This window comes from Salmonella sp. SAL04157, from assembly GCF_046551635.1.
In the GTDB taxonomy this organism is placed as follows: Bacteria; Pseudomonadota; Gammaproteobacteria; order Enterobacterales; family Enterobacteriaceae; genus Salmonella; species Salmonella enterica.
Genome location: NZ_JBGDVS010000002.1, coordinates 435623 through 461914 on the forward strand (window position 1 = coordinate 435623; position 26292 = coordinate 461914).

Consider the following 26292-nt stretch of genomic DNA (forward strand, 5'->3'; position numbering starts at 1 on the left):
GCGATGACGCCGCCCGAACAGGGGCGGCGTTGCGCAACAATGGGTGTTGTTGCGCATAATGTCAATCGAGCAACTTTTTGCCTTCCAGGTCGATGGCGATGTTTTGGTTGTGTGCTTTTCGATAGCACAGAATCGCTATCCCGATCGCCGCCCAGCTAATTCCGAGTATCAGAGCGTGAATGTTCATGTTTAAACAGACGTAGCCGATGACGATCATCCCCATGATCGGCGAAATGACATGGGCGAAAATGCGCCGCTGGGCTTTCATCCGGAAATTGAACAGAATAAACACACACAGGTTCACGACAAAAAAAGCGAAAAGCGCGCCAAAGTTCACCAGCGTGGAGATAGATTCAATCTTGCCGGAAAACAGGTAGCTGAGCAGCAGGGTGACGCCGCCGGTAAACAGAATGGCATAATCCGGCGTTTTACGCGTGGTATGGACGTGAGCGAGGAAGGCGGGCAACATTCGGTCGCGCCCCATTGAAAATAGCACTCTGGACACCGCCGTTTGCGCGGTAATAATGTTGCCGACGGCGCACACAAACGCCACAATGATGGAAAACGCCACTTTGAGCCAGATACCGCCAACGTTGCCGGCAATGGTGAAAAATGCTTCATTCGTCGCATTACCTTCCGCGAAGCGGTCGACATTACCGGTGGCGAACGCCGCAAACGCCACAACGATAATAAACAGTACCGTCGCCAAAACTAACGCCAACAGCGTTGCTTTACTGACGGCGCGTCCCCCGCCTTCGCTTTCTTCACTTAATGTACTGATAGCGTCAAAGCCGAGAAAGTTCAGCGCAGCCACCGAAATCGCCGTCGCGATGAGCCCTGGGGTGAACCACTGTGAATCGAAAAAAGGCCGGAAGGAAAGCGTTATCTGACTACTGTCCAGCATCAACAGACGGACAATGAGCAGAACGAAAATCGCCAGAATACCGAGTTGAATGAAGACCAGTAACTTATCAAATTTCGCCGTTTGCTGTATCCCGAGATAGTTGACTCCGGTGCCAATAGCCACATAAATCAACGGCCAGACCCAGACCGGGATTTGCGGTAAAATAGCGTGGACCGCGACGCCGCCCAGCACTGCCACGAGCGTAGGGAACAAAAGATAATCCAACAGTAATATCCATCCGGTCAGAAACCCTACGGCGGGATTAATGCATACGCCAGCATACGCATAGGCCGAACCCGACGAGGAGATATGTTGCGATAAGGTAGAGTAGCTGTACGCGGTAAAAAACATCGCGATCGCGCCAATAATATAAACCAGCGCAACCATACCGTGCGAAAGATTATAAACGACGCCATAAAGAGAGACTGGCGCGATAGGCACCATAAACACCAGACCATAAAGCACTAAATCGGTAAGAGACAATTTTTTGACTTTTTTCATGATAAATACCTTAATGGCTTTTTATGCCAGATCGCGTAAAAACGCGCTTACCGCTGCGAGGCAGGGCGCGATATTTTCTTCATGTGGGTTATGGCTGCTGCCGGGAATAGTGACCGCGCGGCAGTCTGAAATGTGAGAGAGCAGCGGAGAGACGACGCGCTCGGTTGCCTGATCGTTTTCGCCGCGTAATACCAGAACAGGACAGCGTATCTGGCATAAATGGGGCGTAATATCCCAGTCGGCAAGTTTGCCATTTGCCGCCAGTTCATTGGTTCCCCATAAAATGTGATAACCCGTAGGGTCGGCGGCGAACTGCGCATTAGATCGCTGAACATGAACGGCTTCTTCCGCGAGGGTATAAACGTGCCTGGCATAGTAAGCGACCAGCTGTTCCGGTGGGTTTTGATAAATGACGGCGGGCATAATGACGTTTTTGATATCGTCATCGGACATTGGCGTCAGAGCGTTAAAGAGCCGTATGGCTTCCTGTTGCCACAAGGCGATACTGGCCGGCGAACTGGCCAGTATCGTCCCGCGAAGCCCGGCAGGCTGTAAGCAGGCGTGCTCTGCGGCAAGCATTCCGCCCCAGGAATGTCCCAGTATCGAATACCCGTGCCCAATACCCAGGTGATGAATTAATTGGGTTAATTGACGGAGATAACGCGCAATAGTCCAGAAAGACGCGTCGGCATGAGGAAAATGCGTTGAACGACCGCAGCCATATTGATCGTAAAATATTACCATGCGCCCGTCATCAGCCAGACGGCGATAATTTAATAAATAATCAAAGCCGCCAGAAGGGCCGCCATGAAGGATAATGAGCGGCGTGAGTAATGATTTTCTGTCTCCATAAATCCGATAGCTTGTCAATATGTTTTCAGAAAACATTTCGCCATAGAGATAAGTATCATTCATATTCTTAATGACTCAGTGTGTGGCAGGGCAGGCGAAATTTATATTCGCCTGGTAATATTATTTTTTTATTGTGTGTAAAACATTACACCAGAAGGTGGCGTAATGTTCCCATTGCAGAAACTGCGGACTACCCCAGTGCGGCGAACAATCACTGGCAAAGCAACATACTTTCCCTTTATGGTAAGTACCCATAACTAACAGTGGATCGCCATTAATTTCAGCAAGGACCTGACTATTTTCTTTGGCGATAAGCTTGTTATAGCCCAACAGCGGCGGCCATTCGCTAAATGGCTGGATAATAACATGCTTTACCGCAGTATTTACTGCTTTACATCCTTGCGGTAGTTCTACGCGGTCATCTACATCCAGCATATCAACCGGCAATACCTCCGCCAGAACCGTATTTTTATAATTGGCTTTTGCTTCTATTCCCGTAAAGGATAAATACCCGCCGATCATCAACAGACCTCCACCCTCAGCAACATAATCGGCGATAAGTTGTAATGCATCAGGAATAATGTCCATATTATAAAACGTTCTGTTTTGTAGCAGGAACGTATTGCTACCGATATCACTGATGACGATCGCATCATAGCAGGCTAATGCTTCGGCGGTTTGTGGAAAACGAGTTTGCACAATATGGGCAGGCATGTAGTCCACATCGATATTACCCTTATGTAAGCAGGATAATAAATAGTCTGCGCCTTCTTCGTATTTGCTCGATGTAAAGCTATCAAAACCTTTAGAGTGAATCATATGAATGTGCCAGGATTCGCCAATAAATAAAATTTTCATTATGTCACCTGTTAATTAATGTTAATGACTTTATTAGATTGGGTACGCATTCGATGTAAAACCTGCAAGTGCTGAGGCATACTCGACGCACCGACTTGTTCCACTGCCAGAGAAGCGAAAGCGGAGGCATATTGAATGGCTGCGACCATATCTGCTTGTCGCGCCAGCGCGGCGGCTAAGGCGCCATTAAAAGCGTCACCGGCCCCAGCGGCATCTTTTACCACGGCGCTCCACGCAGGAATATACAACGTGCGGGCGTGCTCACAGAGCAGAGAACCACGGGCGCCAAGGGTAATGATGACTTTTTTCACCCCGGATTGCAGAATAATATTTCCGGCTTTTTTCGCATCATTAATATCAGTAATGGTTACGCCGGATAAAAAAGAGGCTTCAGTTTCATTCGGCGTGATGATGTCAATATCAGATAATAAATGCGTCACCTGTTTCGTATAGGGGGCAGGATTCAGCATGATCATTTTATTTTCTTGTTTGCCCAGGCGAATAAATTCAGTCAACGCTTCAATGTTCGTTTCGAGCTGCATTAACATAACGTCAGACTCGGCGATATAACGGTGTTGCTCGTTAATCTCTTGCGTGGTGAGCATCATATTGGCGCCAGGGTAGATGGCTATAATATTATCGCCATCCACGGCGGAGACATAGATCAATGCGCTACCGGTGGGCGCTTTATCTGTTTGATACGCGCTGTATGAGGTGATGCCTGATTGAATAATATGATTCATAGCAAATGCGCTGAACTGATCTTTACCCACTTTAAAAATAAAATGCGCCGCAGCGCCGGCATTGTTTGCCGCTAAAGCCTGGTTGGCTCCTTTACCGCCAGGATAGAATCCAAATTGACTGGCCAGAATGGATTCTCCGCTTTGTGGAAACCACGGCACGGTTGCTGAAACATCAATATTGAATGAGCCTAAAACACACACCTTGCCTGCTTTTTTTGTGTTTTCCCGGCGCAGTTTTGCATCCTGATGGATTGGCGTGGCGATAGTGCTGGAGATATCAATCTTATTTTCAGTGATAAGCTTACTCAGCGCGTCACGGTTTAAAATCCCTCCGCCATAGCAACGCTGAAGCATACCTGATTTCTGGAAATAGCGTAGATCGGAACGAATAGTCTCCTGGCTAACCTTATAAAGGTCTGAAAGTTTACTGACGCTAACACTATTATCCTTTATCAGTAAATTAATGATGGCATGACGTCTTTCTTCTTTAAACATATTGCCTCCGGGTAGTGAGTTGAATTGTATTTATGGCAATGTTGTCATGCGGTGAATTCAATCACAGATTATGCGGTCAACCGGAAGTAACCCCAAATGAATGTCAATAATCAGAAGCGCAGCCAATGTGTTAAATATTAATTGCTTACAGAAGGGGAAAATAGTTTTGTGAGTGTTGTCATATATTTTCTATGTAATATGACGGGGTGAACGTAAAATAGTTGGGCTTGCACGATTCAGTGAGTATATGCAGCCGGACAGCGTTCGCTTATCAGTCGCTACCCTCGACGAAATAAGACGATATCGCTCTCCGGCCCTGGGGTTATATACGCTCGATTTTTGCCGGCAGCCCCTGACGTACCGCCGCGCCAGAAACCCAGTCGAGCCAGGTATTGGTAATGGTTCTTGTCGGATCGGCAAAGCCCAGATCGTTAAGATTTATGCCTGCCCTGATTTGTGGATCATACGGCATAGGCACGCCATCCAGGGAGTGCTGCGTTGCGCCCATCTCGCGGTGGCCATATCCGTGTTCGATGGCGATGACGCCTGGCATCACGCCATTTAACAAACTGATTTGCGCCACGACCTGACCGCCCGGCGTAATGATCCGTACCCGATCGCCATGTTGCAGTCCATAACGCTCGCCGTCTTGCGGATTCAGCGCCACCAGGTTTGCTGGCTTCACATGGTGTAAGCGCGGGATGACGGCTGTTGAGCTGGACATGGTATTTGATTTAAATGAAATCAGTTTCAGCGGCCATTGCCCAATGGGAAACTGGTCGTCAATCGCACGACCATCTGACAAACGCGCCGGATACCAGACCGGGCAACCGCTGAAGCGCTCCCCGGTGATGGCGTGACGGTGGGCGGCGACATCTGCATTCCAGATCTGTAAGGGTTTTTTCCACGCGTTACCTAACCGTTGCTCCGTATAGCCGCTATCCTCGGGCGCAAACCGGCCGCCACGCGAGTAGATAAACGCCACGCGACCGACCTCATCAGCTTTAAGCGTGTGCTGAATTGCTGGCAGAATGCGGCTGACGCCGGTAAGTGTAATATCTTCCTGATTTGCCGGCGCGACCGGCGTCTTGCCCATAAAGGCGATATTAGCGGCTACGCGCAGATAGAAGTCTTCCGCCCGGTTCAGTGGAAAAGCATTGCCCTGCGGATCGGTTATCGCCCGGTCGCCGAAGCCGGGCAGATGGAGCCGTTTTGCTACCGCAATACAAAAGGCTTCCATTGAGACAGGTTGCCCGTCCGCCGTTCGGTGAGTGGCGGGGGCGACAACCGGCCAGCGGGCGGTAGTGGCTTTACTGGCTACGCCGCCCCAGGGCGCCGTAAAGCCCCAGCTCTCAAAATTGTGCGTATCCGGCACAATGTAATCCGCCAGCGCCGTCGTTTCATTCATAAAGGCGTCAATCGCGATAAAGAGCGGCAGTCGGCGAGGGTCTTTTAGCTTTTCTTCCGCCACGGCGCGTAGACCGGGAACACCGTAAAACGGGTTGCTCATATTGGAAATCCAGGCTTTAAGCGGATAAGGATAGCCTTCGAGCGCGGAGGTCAACAGTTCGGTAAGCTGGCCTGCCACAAAGGGATACCACGGCGCTTTGGCTGGATAAGGGGATTGCCCGCCGGCAATTTTGTCGCGGTATTCTTCCGATGCTTCATAAGCGGTTTTGCTACGGGCAATACTTAATCCGGACGGTTTCACTTTTCCGGCAAAACTGTTCATGTTGTAGCGGGGGCCGTCGCTAACGCCGTTGAATTTGCCGCCGCCGACAAAGACGCCGCCGGACAAGCTGAGGTTGCCGATCAGCGCGTTAAGCATCATGACCGACCAGGCGTTATAAAACCCATTGCCGGCCATCATGCCGCCGTGACTGATGACCGCGGCTTTACGTCCGTGACCGGTAAAGGTTTCCGCCAGCGCGATAATTTGCGCTTCCGGCACGCCGCACTGTTCGCTGTATTGCGCCAACGAGAGCTTTTCTGCCGCCTCTTTCAGGCGTTGCAACCCGCTCTTCACCGTGACCCGTTGGCCGTCGGCGAGCGTAACGTACTGCGTCACGAAAAGCCGTGCCTGTCGGCAAGTGGAGGCATCGACCAACTCGCCGTCGGTATTAAGTACGACGGGGGTCTCTTCGCCATCGGGCGTAAGATGGCGTAGCGTCAGGTGTTGTCCGGCAAGCGTCGGCAGTTCATCCGCAATGACCAGGTGCGTGGCGTTGGTCCAACTTTGCTCGCCGGCCTGCTGCATCGCCTGTACGCCGGGAATCGCCAGATAATCAGCATTATAACGTTGATTATCCATGATCCAGCGGATCATCCCCATTGCCAGCGCCGAATCGCTGCCGGGCATGACCGGTTGCCAGCGACCGCGAGGATCGGCGAGCACCGTTGATAAGGGCAGGGCGGGGGCGACCACGACGTATTGAAAATTCTCACGCAGCCGGGCGCTCGCTAACTGACGCGCCTGGCGTTTAAACGGATTACCGGACTGTGCCGGGGAGGTGCCCATAAAGAGCGCAAACTCCACGTTTTCCCAGTCGGGTTTGACATGCGGGTTTTTATCCAGATCGCCCATCAGCGCCCCGGAGCCGGCCCGGTAAGCCAGTCCACAGTAGGCGCCATGCGCGCCGAAATTTTTGCTGCCGAAGCTATTTAGCGCAAAACGACGCAGAAACGCATCGCGGCCTTCGTCGCTGGTATTCGTGACCAGTAACTGATTGGTTTTGGGCCCGAAACTGGGGTGCTTTGCGTCAATTGGCGTATCCGGCGCATGAATCGCGCGCAGTCCGTCCACATGACCCTCGCCAAACAGATCGCCGCCTTCCACGACTTCTTCAATAAGCTGCTCAAAGCTGATGCGCTGCCATTTCCCTTCGCCGCGTTTACCCACGCGTTTCATCGGTTCAAGCAGTCGCAGCGGACTGTACAGGCTTTCCAGCAGCGTGGCGCCGCGCGCGCAGGCGGTTGAGCGGGCGTCAAGACCGCTTTCTCCCGCCAGTTGCTCCATGGCTTCGCTAAAAGGGACGGACGAGTCAATCGGGTGTTCCTGCGACAAGGGGTGATAGGGATTGCCGGCGATGCGTATCACTTTGCCATCGGCATTAACCCGGGCGCGGATACCGCACTGTGTCCAACAGCCGAAGCATTGCGTCATGGCGATGGTTTGTTGTGGATTTTGCTGCCAGTGCGTTTGCGCCTGCGCCTCCGGAATTAACGCATTGCCAAAGATGCGGTCGCGCGTTACCTTGCCGGACGTCCCGTTTAACAGGCCATCAATTGCGCGTTTCGCCACATCACGGTAGCTCAGACCAAAAGTGACCATCCCACCGACGGCGAGACCGACTTTTAGCCACTGACGACGGGTTAAATTAGCCATGTTGTAATCTCCTGGTGAGTCCGTTCAGCGTTTCACGAATAATAATCAGTAGCGCTATCCACAGGCCGAAGGTGCCGAGAATAGCCAGCCAGCCATCCGTTCCGCCTGGTAACGAGTAAGGGTTAAATTGCGCGTTGAACTTGGGTACGGTTTGTACCTGAATCAACAATGTCCAGCGCATCAGCCAACATAGCGCCAGCGCGCTCAGAACCAGCAGGACGCGTCTTAGCTCTGATAACGGATGACGTAGCGCCAGGCTACAGAACAGCAGTGTGAATACCCACAGCGCTAGCCAGCCGACAGCGTAATATTTGGCTGACAGGGCGACGGTAATCCACTGACGGATTGCCGTGCCGGAAAGCGTATCGCCGCTGACCCACATGGCCACAACCAGCCCCAGCGCCGCCAGCGTCCAGAGTTGTCCCCACAGTATTTTTGGCAGCCTTACCGAGTCGCGTCGGGCGGCGACAATCATCAGCGCGAAGAACGCCTGTAAGGCGCTAAGAAACATCGCCACGGGGAAGGCGTAGCTAAACCAGATTGGGCGCGCCAGCACAACGGAGACTTCGCGGCCGGTATAAATCAACAGGCCCACCGCGCAAAGCGCGCTGGCTAACGCCAACCATTTAGTGACGTTGTAACTTTTATTGAATAATCGTTTTATTTGCTGCGCCAGGAACCACAGAGCGAGAAATCCGGTAAACAGCGGCAGGAACAACGCTCCCCAGGGCATCCACGACCAGGGCGTCGGCCAGGCATAGAAATGCCAGACGCGGGCGGTCTGGTGCAGATCCGCCGTCAGCGCCAGCGGTGCGGTAATCGCACAGGTAATGGCAATCAGTAATGCCCGATTTTCTTCTGTTGCGGCGCCTTTTTTCCGCCAGTGAAGATAACAGGCAAACAGTGCGGCGCAGGCGGCAATGCCAATAAAAAAGAAATATTGTACCGCCCACGGCAGCCAGCTAATGTCCTGCGGGTGAGCCAGCACTTCTTCAATGATGAGTGAATGCCTCATTCAGACCTCCTGCCAAAGCGCGGGCTGCGCACGGCCCATTAATGGGGTGACAAAGGCGTCGTCCAGACCCAGGTAGAAAACATGGGGCGACGTGCCGTTTTCCGGCTTTAATACCTTGATAGCGTCGCGATGTTGATGAAGCATGGTGGCGATGCGGCTATGGGGATCTTTGATATCGCCAATAATACGCGCGCCGCCGACGCAGGACTCTACGCAAGCGGGTAACAGCCCGGCTTCCAGACGATGGACGCAAAACGTGCATTTATCGGCAGTTTGCGTTTCATGATTGATAAATCGAGCGTCGTAAGGACACGCCTGGACACAATAGGCGCAGCCGACGCAGCGTTTGTTATCCACCACCACAATGCCGTCTTCCCGCTGAAAGGTGGCTTGTACCGGGCAGACCGGCACACAGGGGGGGTTATCGCAATGGTTGCACAGACGCGGCAATAGCACATTCGTGACTTCCTGACTACCTTCACGCTGGACCTGGTATTGGTTCACCATCGTACGAAATGCGCCCTGCGGCGTTTGGTTTTCAATAGTGCAACTTACGGTACAGGACTGACAGCCGATACAACGCCGCAGGTCGATAAGCATGGCGTAACGGTGTCGGGGAGAGCCTTCATGCCGCTCCGGCGAAAAAGGAAATTTCGCTTCAGCCAGCGGAACCAGCGAGGCGCCAGCGGTCAGGACGCCGAGTTGCTGGAGAAATAGCCGTTTACTGCTGTCCATATTGACTCCCGTCCACATTGCCAACAATGAAACATTTGTCACGATGTTGGTTCATGTGTAATGAATAAAAAATGTTGATGATTTACAGTGTAAAAATCGAGACGGGGTGCGCTCTATTGTGGTTAACCACATACCCGGCTTGTTGTTGATCTAAAACAACATAATTGACAGGGATATTGGGGTGAGAGGTAAAACCGTAAGGCGCCTGGCGGTGTTGGCGGCAGTAGGGCTACTTTGTCATGGCGCGTGGGCAGGGACGTGGAATATCGGTGTTTTGGCCATGCGCGGCGAGGCGTCTACGCGTAGCCACTGGCAACCGTTGGCAAAGACATTAAGCCAACAGCTTCCAGGCGAAACCTTTCACATCCAGCCGCTGGATCTGCATCAAATGCAGGAGGCCGTTAACCAGGGAACCGTGCAGTTTGTGATAACCAACCCGGCGCAATTTGTCCAACTGAACAGCCATGCGCCGCTCCGCTGGTTAGCTTCCCTGCGCTCCACGCGCGATGGGAAAGCGGTGAGTAATGTTATTGGCAGCGTGATTTTGACCCGGCGCGATAGCGGCATCACCACGGCGCATGATCTCATCGGTAAGACAGTCGGCGCGATTGATGCTCAGGCGTTTGGCGGCTATTTATTAGGCTATAAAGCGCTCAGCGACGCGGGCTTACGCCCGGAGCGCGATTTTCATCTTCGTTTTACCGGATTTCCTGGCGATGCCTTAGTCTATATGCTGCGCGAAAAAGCGGTGCAGGCGGCAATTGTGCCAGTGTGCCTGTTAGAAAATATGGATCAGGAAGGATTGATTAATAAAAAGGACTTTATCGCGCTGCTTTCCCGACCGACGCCCCTACCTTGCTTAACCAGTACGCCGTTATATCCTGACTGGTCGTTCGCGGCGCTACCTGCGGTAAGCGATGCGTTGGCGGATCGCGTAACGCGAGCGCTATTCAACGCGCCCGCCGCCGCGCCATTTCACTGGGGCGCGCCTGCGTCCACCAGTCAGGTGGAAGCGTTGCTGCGCGATGTTCGTCAGCACCCTCAGCAGCGTCGACTGTGGCTGGATGTCAAAAGTTGGTTAATCCAGCACCAGCTAATGGTCGGCGGCGTGATTCTGGCGTTCCTGTTGCTCACGCTCAATTATATTTGGGTCATGCTGCTGGTGCGTCGACGTGGAAAGCAACTGGAACGTAATAGCGTAGTCCTTCATCAGCATGAGCGGGCGCTGGAAACCGCCCGGCAAATGAGCGTGTTGGGTGAAATGACCTCCGGGTTTGCCCATGAGCTTAATCAGCCGCTTTCCGCGATTCGACATTATGCCCAGGGGTGCCTGATTCGACTGCGCGTTGCAGATGAACAGCATCCCTTGCTGCCGGCGCTGGAGCAGATTGACCAGCAGGCGCAACGCGGTGCGGATACTCTGCGTAACCTGCGTCACTGGGTTAGCCAGGCGCAGGGCAACCCGGTGCTAACCGAAGCGTGGAAGGCCATAGCCATTCGCGAGGCGATTGATCATGTCTGGCAATTGTTGCGTATGGCGCAACAGTTTCCGACAGTGACTCTGCATACCGAGGTTAGCGCTGCGCTGCGCGTAACGCTGCCATCAATGCTGCTGGAACAGGTGCTGGCGAATATCATTCTTAATGCGGCTCAGGCGGGTGCCACCCATTTATGGGTCGTTGCTGAACGTACTGAAAACGGCATCAGTATCGTTTTACAGGATAACGCCGGGGGAATCGACGAGGCGTTATTACGTCAGGCGTTTCAGCCGTTTATGACCACCCGCAAAGAGGGGATGGGCTTAGGGCTGGCGATTTGCCAGCGGCTGGTGCGGTATGGGCGGGGCGATATCAGCATCAGGAACCAGACCGCGCCGGACGGTCTGTCGGGAACGGAGGTCACGATACATTTCTTACATGAACATGGGGGCAGGGATGGCGACAATTCATCTACTGGATGATGATACGGCGGTCACTAACGCGTGCGCGTTTTTACTGGAAAGCCTGGGATATGACGTAAAATGCTGGACGCAGGGGGCGGATTTTTTGGCGCAGGCCAGTCTGTATCAGGTCGGAGTCGTATTACTGGATATGCGAATGCCGGTACTGGATGGGCAGGGCGTTCATGATGCGTTGCGCCAGTGCGGAAGTACCCTGGCGGTTGTTTTTCTTACCGGGCATGGCGATGTACCGATGGCCGTGGAGCAGATGAAACGCGGTGCCGTCGATTTTCTGCAAAAACCGGTATCGGTAAAACCGCTACAGGCGGCGCTGGAGCGTGCGCTGACGGTTTCATCGGCAGCGGTGGCGCGCCGTGAGATTATACTTTGTTACCAGCAGTTGACGCCGAAAGAGCGTGAGCTGGCCAGCCTGGTGGCAAAAGGATTTATGAACCGTGAAATTGCGGAAGCGATGAATATCGCGGTGCGTACCGTAGAGGTGCACCGCGCCAGAGTCATGGAAAAAATGCAGGCCGGTAGCCTGGCGGAACTGATTAGGCGTTTCGAAAAAATGGCCTCGCCAGAGACCAGAATACGAACAACGTATGAACCATGAATAATAAACTGCGTTATTTCTTTGATTTGCGTCAAATTTTGTTTAATAGAGAAGACTGTTATATTCTGTTGGTTTGATCTGGCGACGAGTAAAACGTATGACAAAACCGACAAAAGATGACGAGCTGTACCGCGAGATGTGCCGGGTGGTGGGCAAGGTCGTGCTGGAAATGCGCGATTTGGGGCAGGAGCCTAAATATATTGTTATTGCGGGCGTGCTAAGAACTGCGCTGGCGAATCAACGCATCCAACGTAGCGCGTTAGAAAAACAGGCTATGGAAACCGTGATTAACGCTCTGGCGCGGTCATAGCCGCTATCAGGGTGGCAATAACGAAATCGCCTTTGAATTGTCGCGATTGTCACTATGGCGGGCTGGTTACCCGCCGTTAGCGATGCGCAGGGTTATCAGGTGATGGCTAAGCGCAGCCCTAATGTATCAGGGTACGGCTCAAAATAATTCTGGCTGCGTAGATAGTCATCCGGATGTTCCGCCAGATAGTGCTTCAGCAGCGTTAACGGTGCCAGGATAGGTAGTCGGCCCGCCCGGTAGCCGAGAATCACCTCGCGTAATTCCGCGCGTTGCCTGCTGTTCAACGCACGGTGAAAATAGCCCTGGATATGCATCAGCACATTGGTGTGATTTTTACGTGAAGCGGGATGGCGCAGGATAGCCATCAGTTTTTCTCTGTATCGGACAAAGAAGGCATCCAGATCGTCCCACTCATGCAGACGCGCGACGAAAGGGCCAATTTCGCGGTAGCCGGCCTGGTGGTGGGCGAGAAGCTGAAGTTTGTATCGGCTATGAAACGCGAGCAAACTATGACGACTCAAGCCCTGCGCGCGTAGCGCATTTAATTCATGTAGCGCGAAGATACGAGCGATGAAATTCTCGCGTAGTACCGGATCGTGCAGGCGACCATCTTCCTCTATCGGCAGCCAGGGATATTTGTCCATCATCGCGGCGGTAAACAGCCCCGTGCCAGCTTTGCGGCCCCTGTTACCCTTTTCATCATACAGGCGAACGCGCTCCATTCCGCAACTGGGCGATTTTGCACACACAATAAACCCCGCCAGTTCGCCTATTGTTGGCAGAAACCGATCGGTAAAGGCATTCATTCGCTCGGTAACGTCATCGTGCGGGGCATGGCTATAACGCATCCGAATGTCGCCACAGGTCGTCTGGATAAGACGCAGCGCAGGGCGAGGCACGGGCAGGCCGATCGCCACCTCCGGGCAGATCGGTTTGTAGTCCACCCACGGTGCCAGAGAGTTCATGACAAAATCCATACGCTTATGTCCGCCATCAAAGCGTACCGCGGCGCCAGTCAGACATCCGCTAATGCCGACTACGGGTTTGTTATTCATGATTGCCCCTTATTGAAAGTACGACGACTGACGCCAATGGCGCAAAATGTTATCTCACGCTGATTTAAAACTTACACAACTTTGTTTTTTTGTCTAAGTTTTCGCGGGAATTTTTTTGACGTAGTTAAATATCAATAAGATAGAATGAGGGGAAGAAATCTATTTCAGCGCTTATAGTGTGATAACCTCCAGCGAAGCGACCACGTTGCGCCACTGGGCAAGCTGTTTTTTCTGCCCGGTAGTGAGCTTTCCGGTGGTCACCAGGAACCATTTTCTCTGGGCGAACAGCTCGGGCGCCAGTATGGCTGGTGGAGAGGGAAGCACATTGAGCCGCAGCTCTTGTCCGGTACGAGTCAACGCTTCCAGCCAGATTTCACAGTGATCCGAGAGATGCCATCCGCTAATAAAGGCATTGTTGCCAGGCGCTTTTCTGTCGCCTTCAAGGCAAAAAGAGGTGTAGGCAATAATGATGCCATCCAGTATTTCGCGCAGCGTCATCACGGCGGGAAGATGCGCGGACACTTTGCTGCGCAACGGACGCAATAAATGGGTCACCAGTTCTGCGCGAGGATATTCCCGGCCACAGTCATAAATCAACTGCCGCAGCGCGTCAATTCGCCCTTCGTGGAGATGTTGAAGCATCGTCTCCTGAATCGTTATCCAGTTATCGCCCAGGCGAATGACCGGACGCGATAGTAAGGGTTTGACCTGGCTTATCGGTACGCCTTTTCTCACCCAGTCGAGGATGCTAAGCGCTTGTCGAATATCGTCATCGCTGTATAAGCGATGCCCGCCATCAGTACGCTGCGGTTTCAATAAACCATAGCGTCGCTGCCATGCCCTTAGCGTGGCGGCATTGATACCGCATAGTCTGGCAAATTCGCCGATAGAATACGACATGGTAAAGCCCGTTAAATAAGGGGATTCTACTATATCATGATTAAATGAAGACTAAGGTAGTGATAAATGGTGCGGCATACCAGGGCATCCGTATGGATTTTGTCGATGATGAGCAATACTGCGTGGCGTAAGGCTCATCAAAATATGACCAATGCTTAATACCATCGGATGCCCCTGGTTAATACTCTATTAACCTCATTCTTCGGGCGCAGTTAAGTAACTCTGTCACTTTATGAACCTGTAGCTTTCTCATCATATTCATCCGATGTGTTTCGACGGTTTTTATACTGATATGTAGCTTTTCGCTGATCCCATGATTGGTATACCCCTCGTCAATAAGTTTAAGAACCTGACGTTCGCGCAAAGTAAGCAGTTGATGATTGGTCGTGTCAGCGTTTAATTCAGCCAGGATAGCTTCCCGATTCAACGTCGGGTCAATGTAACGCTTGTTTACTGCGACTGTTTGCAATGCCGCTAACAGAACTTGCTGACTACTGCTTTTTAAAACATAGCCATTAGCACCTGCGGCTAAAGTTTTAATGGTCATATACTCTTGTTGGTATGCTGTGTAAACCAGAATATTCATTGCTGGCCAACGCTGATGTAATTGGGGAATGATATCCAGGCCATTGATGCCAGGTAAGCTAAGATCAAGGATAAGTATGTCAGGCTCGTATGCGCAACAGGCATTATAAACCTCAAGACCATTTTTAATATGTTCTACAATTTTAAAATGAGGCCAGGGTAGTAAGGCATTCATAATGCCGTTAATGATGATTTCATGATCGTCTACTAATAAGATCTTATATTCTTTCATTTTGCTGCCCTCGCGAAAATTAAGATAATATTAAGTAATGGTGTGGTTTTTGAAGATTATACGTATTTTCTGGCGTAAGTCGGTTAGTTCCTCCAGCGCGATGATTTTCCCCATTTTTACGCGATTCTCAATGTCTATGACATAGCATACCAATTCAGTCTGCCCTATTTGACCTAAACAGCCTTTTAATGTGTGAATTAACTGATCGATTTTTTTTCCAGCCGATACGGCATTTTCAATATCAGCCAGCAAGAGGTCCAGTGATTGGAAAATCTTGCTATTAATGACCATATCATCTGTCGCCAGTAGCGCTGAGCAGCGACTCGGATCCTGCTCCTGTAGCTCTATATTTCGCAAAAGTTGATATTCTGCGGCAATACTGATATAGCGAGCTAAGGTAGCCAACGTCACTGGTTTGGTAATGTAATGATGAATCCCATTTTTTTTACAACGATGAATATCTTCTGTCGCTACGCTAGCGGATAGCGCCACAAACATGCAGTCAGGATCTAAATTATTCGGCTCATCGTGCCATAATTGTACACATTCAATACCATCTATTTCTGGCATTCTAATGTCAATCAGTACTAAATCGAATCGCTGCTGTTGTGATAAAGTCAGAGCCTCGTTACTACTGGCGGCAATAGTGACGTGTTGGCCCAGGCTGACAAGCATTTTGCCGATGATATCCCGATTAATATCGGCATCATCAACCAAAAGAATCTGCAACTGCCAGGGTGGTAACAAATTATTTATTACTGGTATATTTGGTGTACACAATATTAACTGTTGCGCCAGGTCGTAAAGTTTTCCGGGGAAATACAAAAGCTCTGCGTTGAGAAGCGCATTTTGCTGGTGGGGTGGCTCGCCGCGTATTCCCCAGCAAGCCAGTTGGCGATGCAGGCAGAACGGCGCTGACAGTGTCCCTTTAATTGGTTGAGGCGGCTGGTATTCTTGTAAGGGTAATACTAACGAGACACAGGTTCCAACCCCGGGGACACTTTTTAGTGTCAGATTACCGCCCATCATTTTAGCCAGGCTTGACGCAATAGTCAGTCCAATTCCTGTACCTTGCGAATTTGTGTCTGCTTGATAAAAAGCAGTAAAGATTTGAGACTGCTGCTGTATTTCAATCCCTTTACCGCTATCGCTAACCAGAAATATTAATTGTTCCTCATGACGCTTGACCGTCAGACGTATCCCTCCGGTTTCGGTAAATTTTACCGCGTTCCCGAGTAAATTAACCAAAATTTGCCGTAAACGGATACTGTCGGTATGAAAATAGAGAGGGACATGTTGACCGACAAAAGTACGTAATGACAGTTTTTTGCTTTGCGCCGGCCCCTGGATGGTTTGCATTGCCTGGTCCAGTAACGGCAGTAACGCTGTTTCTTCCATATGTAATGTGAAATGACCAGACTCGATGCGTGAAAAATCCAGCAGATTATTAATAATAGCTAACAAAGACAGTGTACAATTCCTGGCGGTATCAGCTAATCCTTGCTGCTCTATGTTTAAAGGGGTGGTTTGTAATAATTCAATCGCACCGAGTACGCCATTCATCGGAGTACGTAACTCATGACTTATTACCGTAAGATGAATGCTTTTACGTTTGTTAGCTTGCTCAGCGCGTTTTTTTGCTTCATTTAGCGCCTGGGTGCGCTCTGCGACTTTGTTTTCCAGATTGTCGTATTGGACTTGTAGAGTATCAAGCAGTTGGTTAAAAGCACCGGCAATACTATCTAATTCATCCAGTCGTTGTGCTGGTAAACGTGTGCTCAGCGGTGCAGTTGCGGTTTTATTAATGACATCGACAAAACGCCATAACGGTTTGGCCAGTGAGCGATGTAGTAACCAACAAAAAGCCGACGTCATCAACACCAATGCTGTTAATGTAAAGGGGATTTGTTGAAGGATAATTTTTAAGATGCGATTATGTAGATTACCGTATGGGTACAGCGTAACCAGACTCCATCCGGGGCCATGCAAGGTTGTGCGTAATATCAGAAATCCGGGAATTTGCTGCCATCCATCATGCAGCGTTACATTTTCTAACTGTGTACGTATTTTTTGCGGGATGTATGAAAACGGCAATAAGTGGTTGTTTTGATCCAGCCATACTCGAATACTATCATCTAATGGCAGGTGGCTCTTAGTAATGAGATCAGGAAGTTTAACCGTCACCCCAAAAAATACGCCTTGCTGATCGGCAACCGCAACGGAAGCGTGCCATCCTTTGCCGTTTATGTATTCTGGTTCACTCCAGTAAAACCCGGCATGGGTTGGGTATAAAGGAAAGCTTTTTCGCGTTAAAGGCTGTAGAGTTGAATAATCTGAAGGGTTATCAGTAGATAATAACGAAATCTCATTTTTATGGTTAAGAATAAAACTATCGCGACGAAAGCTTTTTTCATCGATATCAGAGGACTGCAGAAAGATACGGTGCTTCTCTCCGTTTAGCGTCGGCGTGCAATTTGAAGGACCGACAGAAAGATGCCGGCTCACCTCAGGGAAAATATCGTTATGATGAATCTCAGTCGCTAATGAGCATTGATACATTAAGTTTTTAGCGTCACGCTCAGCCTCTTCAAATCGTTGATTGCTTAGTACAATATTCATCTCGGATAGAACAGATAAGTCCTCTATTATATGCTGCCGTTTCTGAACCATTGATATATAAGCTGCAATAAGCACAGATAGCAGCCAAATAATTATTGTTGTTAATAAAAATAAAAAAGTTAGCCTGATTACTAAAGATGTTTGCAGCGTATTCTTGAGATTGAGCAAATTCATAATGCTTTCCTTCAGTTGCCTGTTGCAAAATCTTTGGCACTTGATCACTATCGCAGTACATATAGTTTCATCAGAAGATTAATCGATGGTGTTATCATTAGGAAGGTAAATTTCTTCATATATAACCCAGTCGATGACTACAATTACTTTTTAATAAAGCGGCGATGTAAAAACATCGTAACAGTTTATTTAATAAATAATTTTTCAAATTGTAATTTTTTATGTCAATACTGAATGTGTAATTGTGAATTTATCGGAAAATCCGAATGATAGAATCGCCTGTCACAAGGTGTATGTAGACAGCATCTTGATATTGTACAAGAAGAGTATAGTCGAAATAAATGTGAATCAGGCTTTTTACGGATGTGGTTGTGAGCGAATTTGATAGAAACTCTCATTTATGTCTGAGGAGGGATTCATGCTGGCAGTTTTAAAAGGCATTCCATTAATTCAGGATATCAAGGCCGAAGGTAATAGCCGATCCTGGATAATGACTATTGATGGGCATCCTGCCAGAGGAGAAATTTTCTCAGAAGCATTTTCTATTTCTTTGTTCTTAAATGACCTGGAAAGCTTACCTAAGCCTTGTCTTGCCTATGTGACACTACTGCTTGCAGCACACCCGGATGTCCATGATTATGCTATACAGCTCACAGCGGATGGGGGATGGTTAAACGGTTATTATACCACAAGTAGTAGCTCTGAGCTTATTGCTATTGAGATAGAAAAACACCTGGCTTTAACTTGCATTTTAAAAAATGTAATACGCAATCACCATAAACTTTATTCGGGTGGGGTATAAAATGGTAGTAAATAAACGTTTAATTTTAATTTTACTATTTATACTCAATACGGCAAAGAGTGATGAGTTATCATGGAAAGGTAATGACTTCACCCTTTATGCCAGACAAATGCCATTAGCAGAGGTTTTACATCTGCTCTCAGAGAACTATGATACGGCTATTACTATTAGCCCGTTGATAACAGCTACATTTAGTGGAAAAATTCCGCCTGGACCACCGGTCGATATTTTGAATAACCTGGCAGCACAATATGATTTGCTTACCTGGTTTGATGGTAGCATGTTATATGTATATCCTGCATCGTTATTAAAACATCAGGTTATCACTTTCAATATTTTATCTACTGGGCGGTTCATTCATTACTTACGCAGCCAGAATATCCTTTCATCACCGGGATGCGAGGTTAAAGAAATTACCGGTACCAGAGCTGTGGAGGTGAGCGGTGTTCCCAGTTGCCTGACCCGTATTAGTCAATTAGCTTCAGTGCTGGATAATGCGTTAATCAAACGAAAAGACAGTGCGGTGAGTGTAAGTATATATACGCTTAAGTATGCCACTGCGATGGATACCCAATACCAATATCGCGATCAGTCCGTCGTGGTTCCTGGGGTCGTGAGTGTATTGCGTGAGATGAGTAAAACCAGCGTCCCGGCGTCATCGACGAACAATGGTTCACCCGCTACACAGGCATTGCCCATGTTTGCTGCCGACCCACGCCAGAATGCAGTGATCGTTCGTGATTATGCGGCCAATATGGCCGGGTATCGGAAACTCATCACAGAATTAGATCAACGCCAGCAGATGATAGAGATTTCGGTGAAAATTATCGATGTTAATGCTGGCGATATTAACCAGTTAGGCATCGACTGGGGAACGGCAGTGTCGCTGGGTGGCAAGAAAATTGCGTTCAATACAGGTTTGAATGACGGTGGAGCTAGCGGTTTTTCAACGGTAATCAGCGATACCTCAAACTTTATGGTGCGTTTGAATGCCCTGGAAAAAAGCTCTCAGGCTTATGTACTTTCCCAGCCATCTGTGGTGACTTTAAATAATATCCAGGCTGTGCTGGATAAGAATATTACTTTCTATACCAAACTGCAGGGAGAAAAAGTGGCTAAACTTGAATCCATCACTACGGGTTCTTTGTTGCGCGTTACACCTCGCTTGTTAAATGACAATGGCACGCAAAAAATAATGCTTAATCTTAATATTCAGGATGGACAACAAAGTGATACGCAAAGCGAAACAGACCCGCTGCCCGAAGTGCAAAATTCTGAAATTGCTTCGCAGGCCACATTATTGGCCGGACAAAGTCTATTGCTGGGAGGATTTAAACAAGGTAAACAAATCCACTCGCAAAACAAAATTCCTTTATTGGGCGATATTCCTGTCGTAGGTCATTTGTTTCGCAATGATACGACTCAAGTACATAGTGTAATCAGGCTTTTTTTGATTAAAGCCTCAGTAGTAAATAATGGCATATCTCATGGTTAATCCAAAGAGCTCATGGAAAATACGTTTTTTAGGTCACGTTTTACAAGGCCGGGAAGTATGGCTGAATGAAGGTAACCTGTCACTGGGGGAGAAAGGATGCGATATTTGTATTCCGCTTACTATAAATGAAAAAATTATTCTGAGAGAACAGGCAGATAGTTTATTTGTTGATGCCGGGAAAGCCAGAGTTAAAGTTAACGGCCGCAGATTTAATCCAAATAAGCCGCTACCATCCAGTGGGGTTTTGCAGGTTGCGGGAGTGGCTATCGCGTTTGGTAAACAGGATTGTGAACTTGCTGATTATCAAATACCCGTTTCCAGATCAGGGTACTGGTGGTTGGCTGGCGTATTCTTGATTTTCATCGGTGGAATGGGGGTCCTGTTAAGTATTGGCGGTCAGCCTGAAACGGTAAATGACTTACCTTTGCGGGTTAAGTTTTTATTAGACAAAAGCAATATTCATTATGTGCGGGCGCAATGGAAAGAAGATGGCAGCCTGCAGTTGTCCGGTTATTGCTCGTCAAGCGAACAGATGCAAAAGGTGAGAGCGACTCTCGAATCATGGGGGGTCATGTATCGGGATGGTGTAATCTGTGATGACTTATTGGTACGAGAAGTGCAGGATGTTTTGATAAAAATGGGTTACCCGCATGCTGAAGTATCCAGCGAAGGGCCGGGAAGCGTGTTAATTCATGATGATATACAAATGGATCAGCAATGGCGTAAGGTTCAACCATTACTTGCAGATATTCCCGGGTTATTGCACTGGCAGATTAGTCATTCTCATCAGTCTCAGGGGGATGATATTATTTCTGCGATAATAGAGAACGGTTTAGTGGGGCTTGTCAATGTTACGCCAATGCGGCGCTCTTTTGTTATCAGTGGTGTACTGGATGAATCTCATCAACGCATTTTGCAAGAAACGTTAGCAGCATTAAAGAAAAAGGACCCCGCTCTTTCTTTAATTTATCAGGATATTGCGCCTTCTCATGATGAAAGCAAGTATCTGCCTGCGCCAGTGGCTGGCTTTGTACAGAGTCGCCATGGTAATTACTTATTACTGACGAATAAAGAGCGTTTACGTGTAGGGGCATTGTTACCCAATGGGGGAGAAATTGTCCATCTGAGTGCCGATGTGGTAACGATTAAACATAATGATACTTTGATTAACTATCCATTAGATTTTAAGTGAGTGGAAAATGACAACTCTGACCCGGTTAGAAGATTTGCTGCTTCATTCGCGTGAAGAGGCCAAAGGCATAATTTTACAATTAAGGGCTGCCCGGAAACAGTTAGAAGAGAACAACGGTAAGTTACAGGATCCGCAGCAATATCAGCAAAACACCTTATTGCTTGAAGCGATCGAGCAGGCCGAAAATATCATCAACATTATTTATTATCGTTACCATAACAGCGCACTTGTAGTGAGTGAGCAAGAGTAAAGTAAAAATATCTTAGAGCCTATCCCACCAGGCGTTAATTGGCGCAGCCAGCCTGGACACGGATAGCGCGCAAAAACCGGAGCGTACACGTAGCACGTGAGGTTTGACTCGCTACGCTCGCCCTTCGGGCCGCCGCTAGCGGCGTTCAAAACGCTAACGCGTTTTGGCGAGCACTGCCCAGGTCTAAAATGGCAAGTAAAATAGCTCTAATGGGATAGGCTCTTAGTTAGCACGTTAATTATCTATCGTGTATATGGAGGGGCATGATGATAAAGAAAAAGGCTGCATTTAGTGAATATCGTGATTTAGAGCAAAGTTACATGCAGCTAAATCACTGTCTTAAAAAATTTCACCAAATCCGGGCTAAGGTGAGTCAACAGCTTGCTGAAAGTGCAGAGAGCCCCAAAAAGAGCAGAGAGACAGAGAGTATTCTTCATAACCTATTTCCACAAGGCGTTGCCGGGGTTAACCAGGAGGCCGAGAAGGATTTAAAGAAAATAGTAAGTTTGTTTAAACAACTTGAAGTACGACTGAAACAACTTAATGCTCAAGCCCCGGTGGAGATACCGTCAGGAAAAACAAAAAGGTAAAGCATAATGTCTTCAGGAAACATCTTATGGGGAAGTCAAAACCCTATTGTGTTTAAAAATAGCTTCGGCGTCAGTAACACTGATACAGGAAGTCAGGATGACTTATCCCAGCAAAATCCGTTTGCCGAAGGGTATGGTGTTTTGCTTATTCTCCTTATGGTTATTCAGGCTATCGCAAACGATAAATTTATTGAAGTCCAGAAGAACGCTGAACGTGCCAGAAATACCCAGGAAAAGTCAAATGAGATGGATGAGGTGATTGCTAAAGCAGCCAAAGGGGATGCTAAAACCAAAGAGGAGGTGCCTGAGGATGTAATTAAATACATGCGTGATAATGGTATTCTCATCGATGGTATGACCATTGATGATTATATGGCTAAATATGGCGATCATGGGAAGCTGGATAAAGGTGGCCTACAGGCGATCAAAGCGGCTTTGGATAATGACGCCAACCGGAATACCGATCTTATGAGTCAGGGGCAGATAACAATTCAAAAAATGTCTCAGGAGCTTAACGCTGTCCTTACCCAACTGACAGGGCTTATCAGTAAGTGGGGGGAAATTTCCAGTATGATAGCGCAGAAAACGTACTCATGAAAAAAGACCCGACCCTACAACAGGCACATGACACGATGCGGTTTTTCCGGCGTGGCGGCTCGCTGCGTATGTTGTTGGATGACGATGTTACACAGCCGCTTAATACTCTGTATCGCTATGCCATGCAGCTTATGGAGGTAAAAGAGTTCGCCGGCGCAGCGCGACTTTTTCAATTGTTGACGATATATGATGCCTGGTCATTTGACTACTGGTTTAGGTTAGGGGAATGCTGCCAGGCTCAAAAACATTGGGGGGAAGCGATATACGCTTATGGACGCGCGGCACAAATTAAGATTGATGCGCCGCAGGCGCCATGGGCCGCAGCGGAATGCTATCTCGCGTGTGATAACGTCTGTTATGCAATCAAAGCGTTAAAGGCCGTGGTGCGTATTTGCGGCGAGGTCAGTGAACATCAAATTCTCCGACAGCGTGCAGAAAAGATATTACAGCAACTTTCTGACAGGAGCTAAAAATGAATCGAATTCACAGTAATAGCGACAGCGCCGCAGGAGTAACCGCCTTAACACATCATCACTTAAGCAATGTCAGTTGCGTTTCCTCGGGTTCGCTGGGAAAGCGCCAGCATCGTGTGAATTCTACTTTTGGCGATGGCAACGCCGCGTGCCTGTTATCAGGGAAAATTAGTCTTCAGGAGGCAAGCAATGCGTTGAAGCAACTGCTTGATGCCGTACCCGGAAATCATAAGCGTCCATCATTGCCTGACTTTTTGCAGACCAATCCCGCGGTTTTATCAATGTTGATGACGACATTAATACTCAGCGTTTTTGGTAATAACGCTCAATCGTTATGCCAACAGCTTGAGCGGGCAACTGAGGTGCAAAATGCATTACGTGATAAGCAGGTAAAGGAGTATCAGGAGCAGATCCAGAAAGCGATAGAGCAGGAGGATAAAGCGCGTAAAGCGGGCATTTTTGGCGCTATTTTTGACTGGATTACCGGCATATTTGAAACTGTGATTGGCGCCTTAAAAGTTGTGGAGGGTTTTCTGTCCGGTAATCCCACAGAAATGGCTAGCGGCGTAGCTTATATAGCCGCAGGTTGTGCAGGAATGGTTAAAGCCGGAGCCGAAACGGCAATGATGTGCGGTGCTGACCACGATACCTGTCAGGCAATTATTGACGTGACAAGTAAGATTCAATTTGGTTGTGAAGCCGTCGCGCTGGCACTGGATGTTTTCCAGATTGGCCGTGCTTTTATGGCGACGAGAGGTTTATCTGGCGCAGCTGCAAAAGTGCTTGACTCCGGTTTTGGCGAGGAAGTGGTTGAGCGTATGGTAGGTGCAGGGGAAGCAGAAATAGAGGAGTTGGCTGAAAAGTTTGGCGAAGAAGTGAGCGAAAGTTTTTCCAAACAATTTGAGCCGCTTGAACGTGAAATGGCTATGGCGAATGAGATGGCAGAGGAGGCTGCCGAGTTTTCTCGTAACGTAGAAAATAATATGACGCGAAGCGCGGGAAAAAGCTTTACGAAAGAGGGGGTGAAAGCCATGGCAAAAGAAGCGGCAAAAGAAGCCCTGGAAAAATGTGTGCAAGAAGGTGGAAAGTTCCTGTTAAAAAAATTCCGTAATAAAGTTCTCTTCAATATGTTCAAAAAAATCCTGTATGCCTTACTGAGGGATTGTTCATTTAAAGGCTTACAGGCTATCAGATGTGCAACCGAGGGCGCCAGTCAGATGAATACTGGCATGGTTAACACAGAAAAAGCGAAGATCGAAAAGAAAATAGAGCAATTAATAACTCAGCAACGGTTTCTGGATTTCATAATGCAACAAACAGAAAACCAGAAAAAGATAGAACAAAAACGCTTAGAGGAGCTTTATAAGGGGAGCGGTGCCGCGCTTAGAGATGTATTAGATACCATTGATCACTATAGTAGCGTTCAGGCGAGAATAGCTGGCTATCGCGCTTAATCTGAGGATAAAAATATGGAAGCGAGTAACGTAGCACTGGTATTACCAGCGCCTTCCTTGTTAACACCTTCTTCCACTCCATCTCCCTCCGGGGAGGGAATGGGTACTGAATCAATGCTTCTGTTATTTGATGATATCTGGATGAAGCTAATGGAGCTTGCCAAAAAGCTGCGCGATATCATGCGCAGCTATAACGTAGAAAAACAACGGCTGGCCTGGGAACTGCAAGTCAATGTTTTACAGACGCAAATGAAAACAATTGATGAAGCGTTTAGAGCATCAATGATTACTGCGGGTGGCGCAATGTTGTCGGGTGTACTGACGATAGGATTAGGGGCCGTAGGCGGGGAAACCGGTCTTATAGCGGGTCAAGCCGTAGGCCACACAGCTGGGGGCGTCATGGGCCTGGGGGCTGGTGTAGCGCAACGTCAAAGTGATCAAGATAAAGCGATTGCCGACCTGCAACAAAATGGGGCCCAATCTTATAATAAATCCCTGACGGAAATTATGGAGAAAGCAACTGAAATTATGCAGCAAATCATCGGCGTGGGGTCGTCACTGGTCACGGTTCTTGCTGAAATACTCCGGGCATTAACGAGGTAAACATGGTGCAAGAAATAGAGCAATGGTTGCGTCGGCATCAGGTGTTTACTGAGCCTGCATATTTAGGGGAGACCGCCATATTACTTGGGCAGCAGTTTATATTATCGCCTTACCTGGTGATCTATCGTATTGAGGCAAAAGAAATGATTATTTGTGAGTTCAGGCGCCTGACGCCCGGGCAACCTCGACCACAGCAATTGTTTCACTTACTGGGACTTTTACGCGGGATATTTGTGCATCACCCGCAGTTAACATGTTTAAAGATGTTGATAATCACCGACGTTCTGGATGAAAAAAAAGCCATGCTACGCAGGAAATTATTGCGCATCCTGACAGTAATGGGAGCGACCTTTACACAGCTTGATGGCGATAACTGGACAGTTTTATCCGCCGAGCATCTTATCCAGCGACGTTTTTAAATGACCTTCCTGACGTAAATCATTATCACGTGAAAATAACAATCAATAGGTATGATGATGAAAGAAGATCAGAAAAATAAAATACCCGAAGACATTCTGAAACAGCTATTATCCGTTGATCCGGAAACCGTTTATGCCAGTGGTTACGCCTCATGGCAGGAGGGGGATTATTCGCGCGCCGTAATCGATTTTAGTTGGCTGGTGATGGCCCAGCCATGGAGTTGGCGTGCCCATATTGCATTGGCTGGCACCTGGATGATGCTTAAAGAATACACGACGGCCATTAATTTCTATGGACATGCCTTGATGCTGGATGCCAGCCATCCAGAACCGGTTTACCAAACGGGCGTCTGTCTCAAAATGATGGGGGAACCCGGGTTGGCGAGAGAGGCTTTTCAAACCGCAATCAAGATGAGTTATGCGGATGCCTCATGGAGTGAGATTCGCCAGAATGCGCAAATAATGGTTGATACTCTTATTGCTTAAATAACAGAACGAA

General features: G+C 48.6%; 25 protein-coding genes. 14 read left to right on the plus strand and 11 right to left on the minus strand.

What is annotated here, in order from left to right; all coding sequences use genetic code 11:
• Window positions 1–61: 61 nt before the first annotated feature.
• From ACLJRE_RS05740 to ttrB, 7 genes are all read right to left on the minus strand, one after another.
• Complete coding sequence (locus ACLJRE_RS05740; protein WP_000756083.1) at window positions 62–1405, minus strand: APC family permease; 1344 nt, start codon at window positions 1403–1405, stop codon at window positions 62–64.
• Window positions 1406–1426: 21 nt separating this feature from the next.
• Window positions 1427–2320 (minus strand): proline iminopeptidase-family hydrolase, encoded by an 894-nt coding sequence (locus tag ACLJRE_RS05745; RefSeq protein WP_001000508.1) that lies wholly within the window; start codon window positions 2318–2320, stop codon window positions 1427–1429.
• A 57-nt stretch (window positions 2321–2377) separates the two neighbouring features.
• Entirely contained in the window at window positions 2378–3115 is a 738-nt protein-coding gene (locus tag ACLJRE_RS05750; RefSeq protein ID WP_410957336.1) for a glutamine amidotransferase, read from the minus strand.
• 11 nt (window positions 3116–3126) lie between these two features.
• Window positions 3127–4353 carry a PfkB family carbohydrate kinase gene (locus tag ACLJRE_RS05755; protein ID WP_000471823.1) on the minus strand — a complete coding sequence of 409 codons (1227 nt, stop codon included), beginning with the start codon at window positions 4351–4353 and terminating at the stop codon, window positions 3127–3129.
• A gap of 322 nt (window positions 4354–4675) precedes the next feature.
• Window positions 4676–7738, minus strand: coding sequence for a tetrathionate reductase subunit TtrA (gene ttrA, locus ACLJRE_RS05760; RefSeq protein ID WP_000002369.1), 3063 nt, complete (start codon window positions 7736–7738; stop codon window positions 4676–4678).
• Entirely contained in the window at window positions 7731–8753 is a 1023-nt protein-coding gene (ttrC, locus tag ACLJRE_RS05765; RefSeq protein WP_001216438.1) for a tetrathionate reductase subunit TtrC, read from the minus strand. The genes ttrA and ttrC overlap by 8 nt, the downstream gene beginning before the upstream one ends.
• On the minus strand, window positions 8754–9488 hold the full coding sequence (ttrB, locus tag ACLJRE_RS05770; RefSeq protein WP_001551708.1) for a tetrathionate reductase subunit TtrB: 735 nt from the start codon (window positions 9486–9488) through the stop codon (window positions 8754–8756).
• Window positions 9489–9669: 181 nt separating this feature from the next.
• On the opposite strand from ttrB, the gene ttrS reads away from it, so the two are divergent.
• The 3 genes from ttrS (at window position 9670) to fumD (ending at window position 12353) form a co-directional block, all read left to right on the plus strand.
• Window positions 9670–11448 carry a tetrathionate respiration histidine kinase TtrS gene (ttrS, locus tag ACLJRE_RS05775; protein ID WP_023212233.1) on the plus strand — a complete coding sequence of 593 codons (1779 nt, stop codon included), beginning with the start codon at window positions 9670–9672 and terminating at the stop codon, window positions 11446–11448.
• Window positions 11423–12043 (plus strand): tetrathionate respiration response regulator TtrR, encoded by a 621-nt coding sequence (gene ttrR / locus ACLJRE_RS05780; RefSeq protein WP_000190932.1) that lies wholly within the window; start codon window positions 11423–11425, stop codon window positions 12041–12043. Before ttrS ends, ttrR begins: the two co-directional genes overlap by 26 nt.
• A 97-nt stretch (window positions 12044–12140) precedes the next feature.
• Window positions 12141–12353 carry a fumarate hydratase FumD gene (gene fumD, locus ACLJRE_RS05785; RefSeq protein ID WP_000165779.1) on the plus strand — a complete coding sequence of 71 codons (213 nt, stop codon included), beginning with the start codon at window positions 12141–12143 and terminating at the stop codon, window positions 12351–12353.
• Between the two features lie 95 nt (window positions 12354–12448).
• Here the strand turns inward: fumD and mlrB are convergent, their stop codons facing one another.
• From mlrB to ACLJRE_RS05805, 4 genes are all read right to left on the minus strand, one after another.
• Window positions 12449–13408, minus strand: coding sequence for a transcriptional regulator MlrB (gene mlrB / locus ACLJRE_RS05790; RefSeq protein ID WP_001060726.1), 960 nt, complete (start codon window positions 13406–13408; stop codon window positions 12449–12451).
• A 171-nt stretch (window positions 13409–13579) separates the two neighbouring features.
• On the minus strand, window positions 13580–14308 hold the full coding sequence (locus tag ACLJRE_RS05795; RefSeq protein WP_000122316.1) for a MerR family transcriptional regulator: 729 nt from the start codon (window positions 14306–14308) through the stop codon (window positions 13580–13582).
• A 178-nt stretch (window positions 14309–14486) separates the two neighbouring features.
• Entirely contained in the window at window positions 14487–15125 is a 639-nt protein-coding gene (locus tag ACLJRE_RS05800; RefSeq protein WP_410957337.1) for a two component system response regulator, read from the minus strand.
• Between the two features lie 30 nt (window positions 15126–15155).
• Window positions 15156–17918, minus strand: a complete 2763-nt coding sequence (locus ACLJRE_RS05805; RefSeq protein WP_410957338.1) for a two component system sensor kinase — start codon at window positions 17916–17918, stop codon at window positions 15156–15158.
• A gap of 400 nt (window positions 17919–18318) precedes the next feature.
• Here ACLJRE_RS05805 and spiC point away from each other — a divergent pair, with 400 nt between their 5' ends.
• From spiC to sscB, 11 genes are all read left to right on the plus strand, one after another.
• The gene (gene spiC, locus ACLJRE_RS05810) at window positions 18319–18720 is read left to right on the plus strand and encodes an SPI-2 type III secretion system protein SpiC (RefSeq protein ID WP_001562740.1); all 402 of its coding nucleotides are present in this window, start codon (window positions 18319–18321) and stop codon (window positions 18718–18720) included.
• A gap of 1 nt (window position 18721) precedes the next feature.
• Window positions 18722–20215: an SPI-2 type III secretion system protein SpiA gene (gene spiA, locus ACLJRE_RS05815; RefSeq protein WP_000261286.1), complete on the plus strand. Its 1494-nt coding sequence runs from the start codon at window positions 18722–18724 to the stop codon at window positions 20213–20215.
• Window positions 20196–21407 (plus strand): SctD family type III secretion system inner membrane ring subunit SsaD, encoded by a 1212-nt coding sequence (ssaD, locus tag ACLJRE_RS05820; RefSeq protein ID WP_000323795.1) that lies wholly within the window; start codon window positions 20196–20198, stop codon window positions 21405–21407. Before spiA ends, ssaD begins: the two co-directional genes overlap by 20 nt.
• Window positions 21408–21414: 7 nt before the next feature.
• The gene (ssaE, locus tag ACLJRE_RS05825; RefSeq protein ID WP_000210202.1) at window positions 21415–21657 is read left to right on the plus strand and encodes a YscE family type III secretion system co-chaperone SsaE; all 243 of its coding nucleotides are present in this window, start codon (window positions 21415–21417) and stop codon (window positions 21655–21657) included.
• Window positions 21658–21920: 263 nt separating this feature from the next.
• Entirely contained in the window at window positions 21921–22247 is a 327-nt protein-coding gene (sseA, locus tag ACLJRE_RS05830) for an SPI-2 type III secretion system chaperone SseA (RefSeq protein WP_000972856.1), read from the plus strand.
• Window positions 22248–22253: 6 nt separating this feature from the next.
• Entirely contained in the window at window positions 22254–22844 is a 591-nt protein-coding gene (gene sseB, locus ACLJRE_RS05835) for an SPI-2 type III secretion system translocon protein SseB (protein ID WP_000094434.1), read from the plus strand.
• Window positions 22841–23314 carry a SycD/LcrH family type III secretion system chaperone SscA gene (sscA, locus tag ACLJRE_RS05840; protein ID WP_000711024.1) on the plus strand — a complete coding sequence of 158 codons (474 nt, stop codon included), beginning with the start codon at window positions 22841–22843 and terminating at the stop codon, window positions 23312–23314. Before sseB ends, sscA begins: the two co-directional genes overlap by 4 nt.
• A 2-nt stretch (window positions 23315–23316) precedes the next feature.
• Complete coding sequence (sseC, locus tag ACLJRE_RS05845) at window positions 23317–24771, plus strand: SPI-2 type III secretion system translocon protein SseC (RefSeq protein WP_023212230.1); 1455 nt, start codon at window positions 23317–23319, stop codon at window positions 24769–24771.
• A 15-nt stretch (window positions 24772–24786) separates the two neighbouring features.
• Window positions 24787–25374, plus strand: coding sequence for an SPI-2 type III secretion system translocon protein SseD (sseD, locus tag ACLJRE_RS05850; protein WP_000388323.1), 588 nt, complete (start codon window positions 24787–24789; stop codon window positions 25372–25374).
• 2 nt (window positions 25375–25376) lie between these two features.
• Window positions 25377–25793 carry an LcrR family type III secretion system chaperone SseE gene (sseE, locus tag ACLJRE_RS05855; RefSeq protein ID WP_000249606.1) on the plus strand — a complete coding sequence of 139 codons (417 nt, stop codon included), beginning with the start codon at window positions 25377–25379 and terminating at the stop codon, window positions 25791–25793.
• A 51-nt stretch (window positions 25794–25844) separates the two neighbouring features.
• Window positions 25845–26279 carry a SycD/LcrH family type III secretion system chaperone SscB gene (sscB, locus tag ACLJRE_RS05860; protein ID WP_000979963.1) on the plus strand — a complete coding sequence of 145 codons (435 nt, stop codon included), beginning with the start codon at window positions 25845–25847 and terminating at the stop codon, window positions 26277–26279.
• Window positions 26280–26292: the final 13 nt, after the last annotated feature.

Excerpts from the sequence above, each read along its gene's own strand:
- ACLJRE_RS05740 (WP_000756083.1), bottom strand. The coding sequence starts at position 1,405 with ATGAAAAAAGTCAAAAAATTGTCTCTTACCGATTTAGTGCTTTATGGT.
- ACLJRE_RS05745 (WP_001000508.1), bottom strand. The coding sequence starts at position 2,320 with ATGAATGATACTTATCTCTATGGCGAAATGTTTTCTGAAAACATATTG.
- ACLJRE_RS05750 (WP_410957336.1), bottom strand. The coding sequence starts at position 3,115 with ATGAAAATTTTATTTATTGGCGAATCCTGGCACATTCATATGATTCAC.
- ACLJRE_RS05755 (WP_000471823.1), bottom strand. The coding sequence starts at position 4,353 with ATGTTTAAAGAAGAAAGACGTCATGCCATCATTAATTTACTGATAAAG.
- ttrA (WP_000002369.1), bottom strand. The coding sequence starts at position 7,738 with ATGGCTAATTTAACCCGTCGTCAGTGGCTAAAAGTCGGTCTCGCCGTC.
- ttrC (WP_001216438.1), bottom strand. The coding sequence starts at position 8,753 with ATGAGGCATTCACTCATCATTGAAGAAGTGCTGGCTCACCCGCAGGAC.
- ttrB (WP_001551708.1), bottom strand. The coding sequence starts at position 9,488 with ATGGACAGCAGTAAACGGCTATTTCTCCAGCAACTCGGCGTCCTGACC.
- ttrR (WP_000190932.1), top strand. The coding sequence starts at position 11,423 with ATGGCGACAATTCATCTACTGGATGATGATACGGCGGTCACTAACGCG.
- fumD (WP_000165779.1), top strand. The coding sequence starts at position 12,141 with ATGACAAAACCGACAAAAGATGACGAGCTGTACCGCGAGATGTGCCGG.
- mlrB (WP_001060726.1), bottom strand. The coding sequence starts at position 13,408 with ATGAATAACAAACCCGTAGTCGGCATTAGCGGATGTCTGACTGGCGCC.
- ACLJRE_RS05795 (WP_000122316.1), bottom strand. The coding sequence starts at position 14,308 with ATGTCGTATTCTATCGGCGAATTTGCCAGACTATGCGGTATCAATGCC.
- ACLJRE_RS05800 (WP_410957337.1), bottom strand. The coding sequence starts at position 15,125 with ATGAAAGAATATAAGATCTTATTAGTAGACGATCATGAAATCATCATT.
- ACLJRE_RS05805 (WP_410957338.1), bottom strand. The coding sequence starts at position 17,918 with ATGAATTTGCTCAATCTCAAGAATACGCTGCAAACATCTTTAGTAATC.
- spiC (WP_001562740.1), top strand. The coding sequence starts at position 18,319 with ATGTCTGAGGAGGGATTCATGCTGGCAGTTTTAAAAGGCATTCCATTA.
- spiA (WP_000261286.1), top strand. The coding sequence starts at position 18,722 with ATGGTAGTAAATAAACGTTTAATTTTAATTTTACTATTTATACTCAAT.
- ssaD (WP_000323795.1), top strand. The coding sequence starts at position 20,196 with ATGGCATATCTCATGGTTAATCCAAAGAGCTCATGGAAAATACGTTTT.
- ssaE (WP_000210202.1), top strand. The coding sequence starts at position 21,415 with ATGACAACTCTGACCCGGTTAGAAGATTTGCTGCTTCATTCGCGTGAA.
- sseA (WP_000972856.1), top strand. The coding sequence starts at position 21,921 with ATGATGATAAAGAAAAAGGCTGCATTTAGTGAATATCGTGATTTAGAG.
- sseB (WP_000094434.1), top strand. The coding sequence starts at position 22,254 with ATGTCTTCAGGAAACATCTTATGGGGAAGTCAAAACCCTATTGTGTTT.
- sscA (WP_000711024.1), top strand. The coding sequence starts at position 22,841 with ATGAAAAAAGACCCGACCCTACAACAGGCACATGACACGATGCGGTTT.
- sseC (WP_023212230.1), top strand. The coding sequence starts at position 23,317 with ATGAATCGAATTCACAGTAATAGCGACAGCGCCGCAGGAGTAACCGCC.
- sseD (WP_000388323.1), top strand. The coding sequence starts at position 24,787 with ATGGAAGCGAGTAACGTAGCACTGGTATTACCAGCGCCTTCCTTGTTA.
- sseE (WP_000249606.1), top strand. The coding sequence starts at position 25,377 with ATGGTGCAAGAAATAGAGCAATGGTTGCGTCGGCATCAGGTGTTTACT.
- sscB (WP_000979963.1), top strand. The coding sequence starts at position 25,845 with ATGATGATGAAAGAAGATCAGAAAAATAAAATACCCGAAGACATTCTG.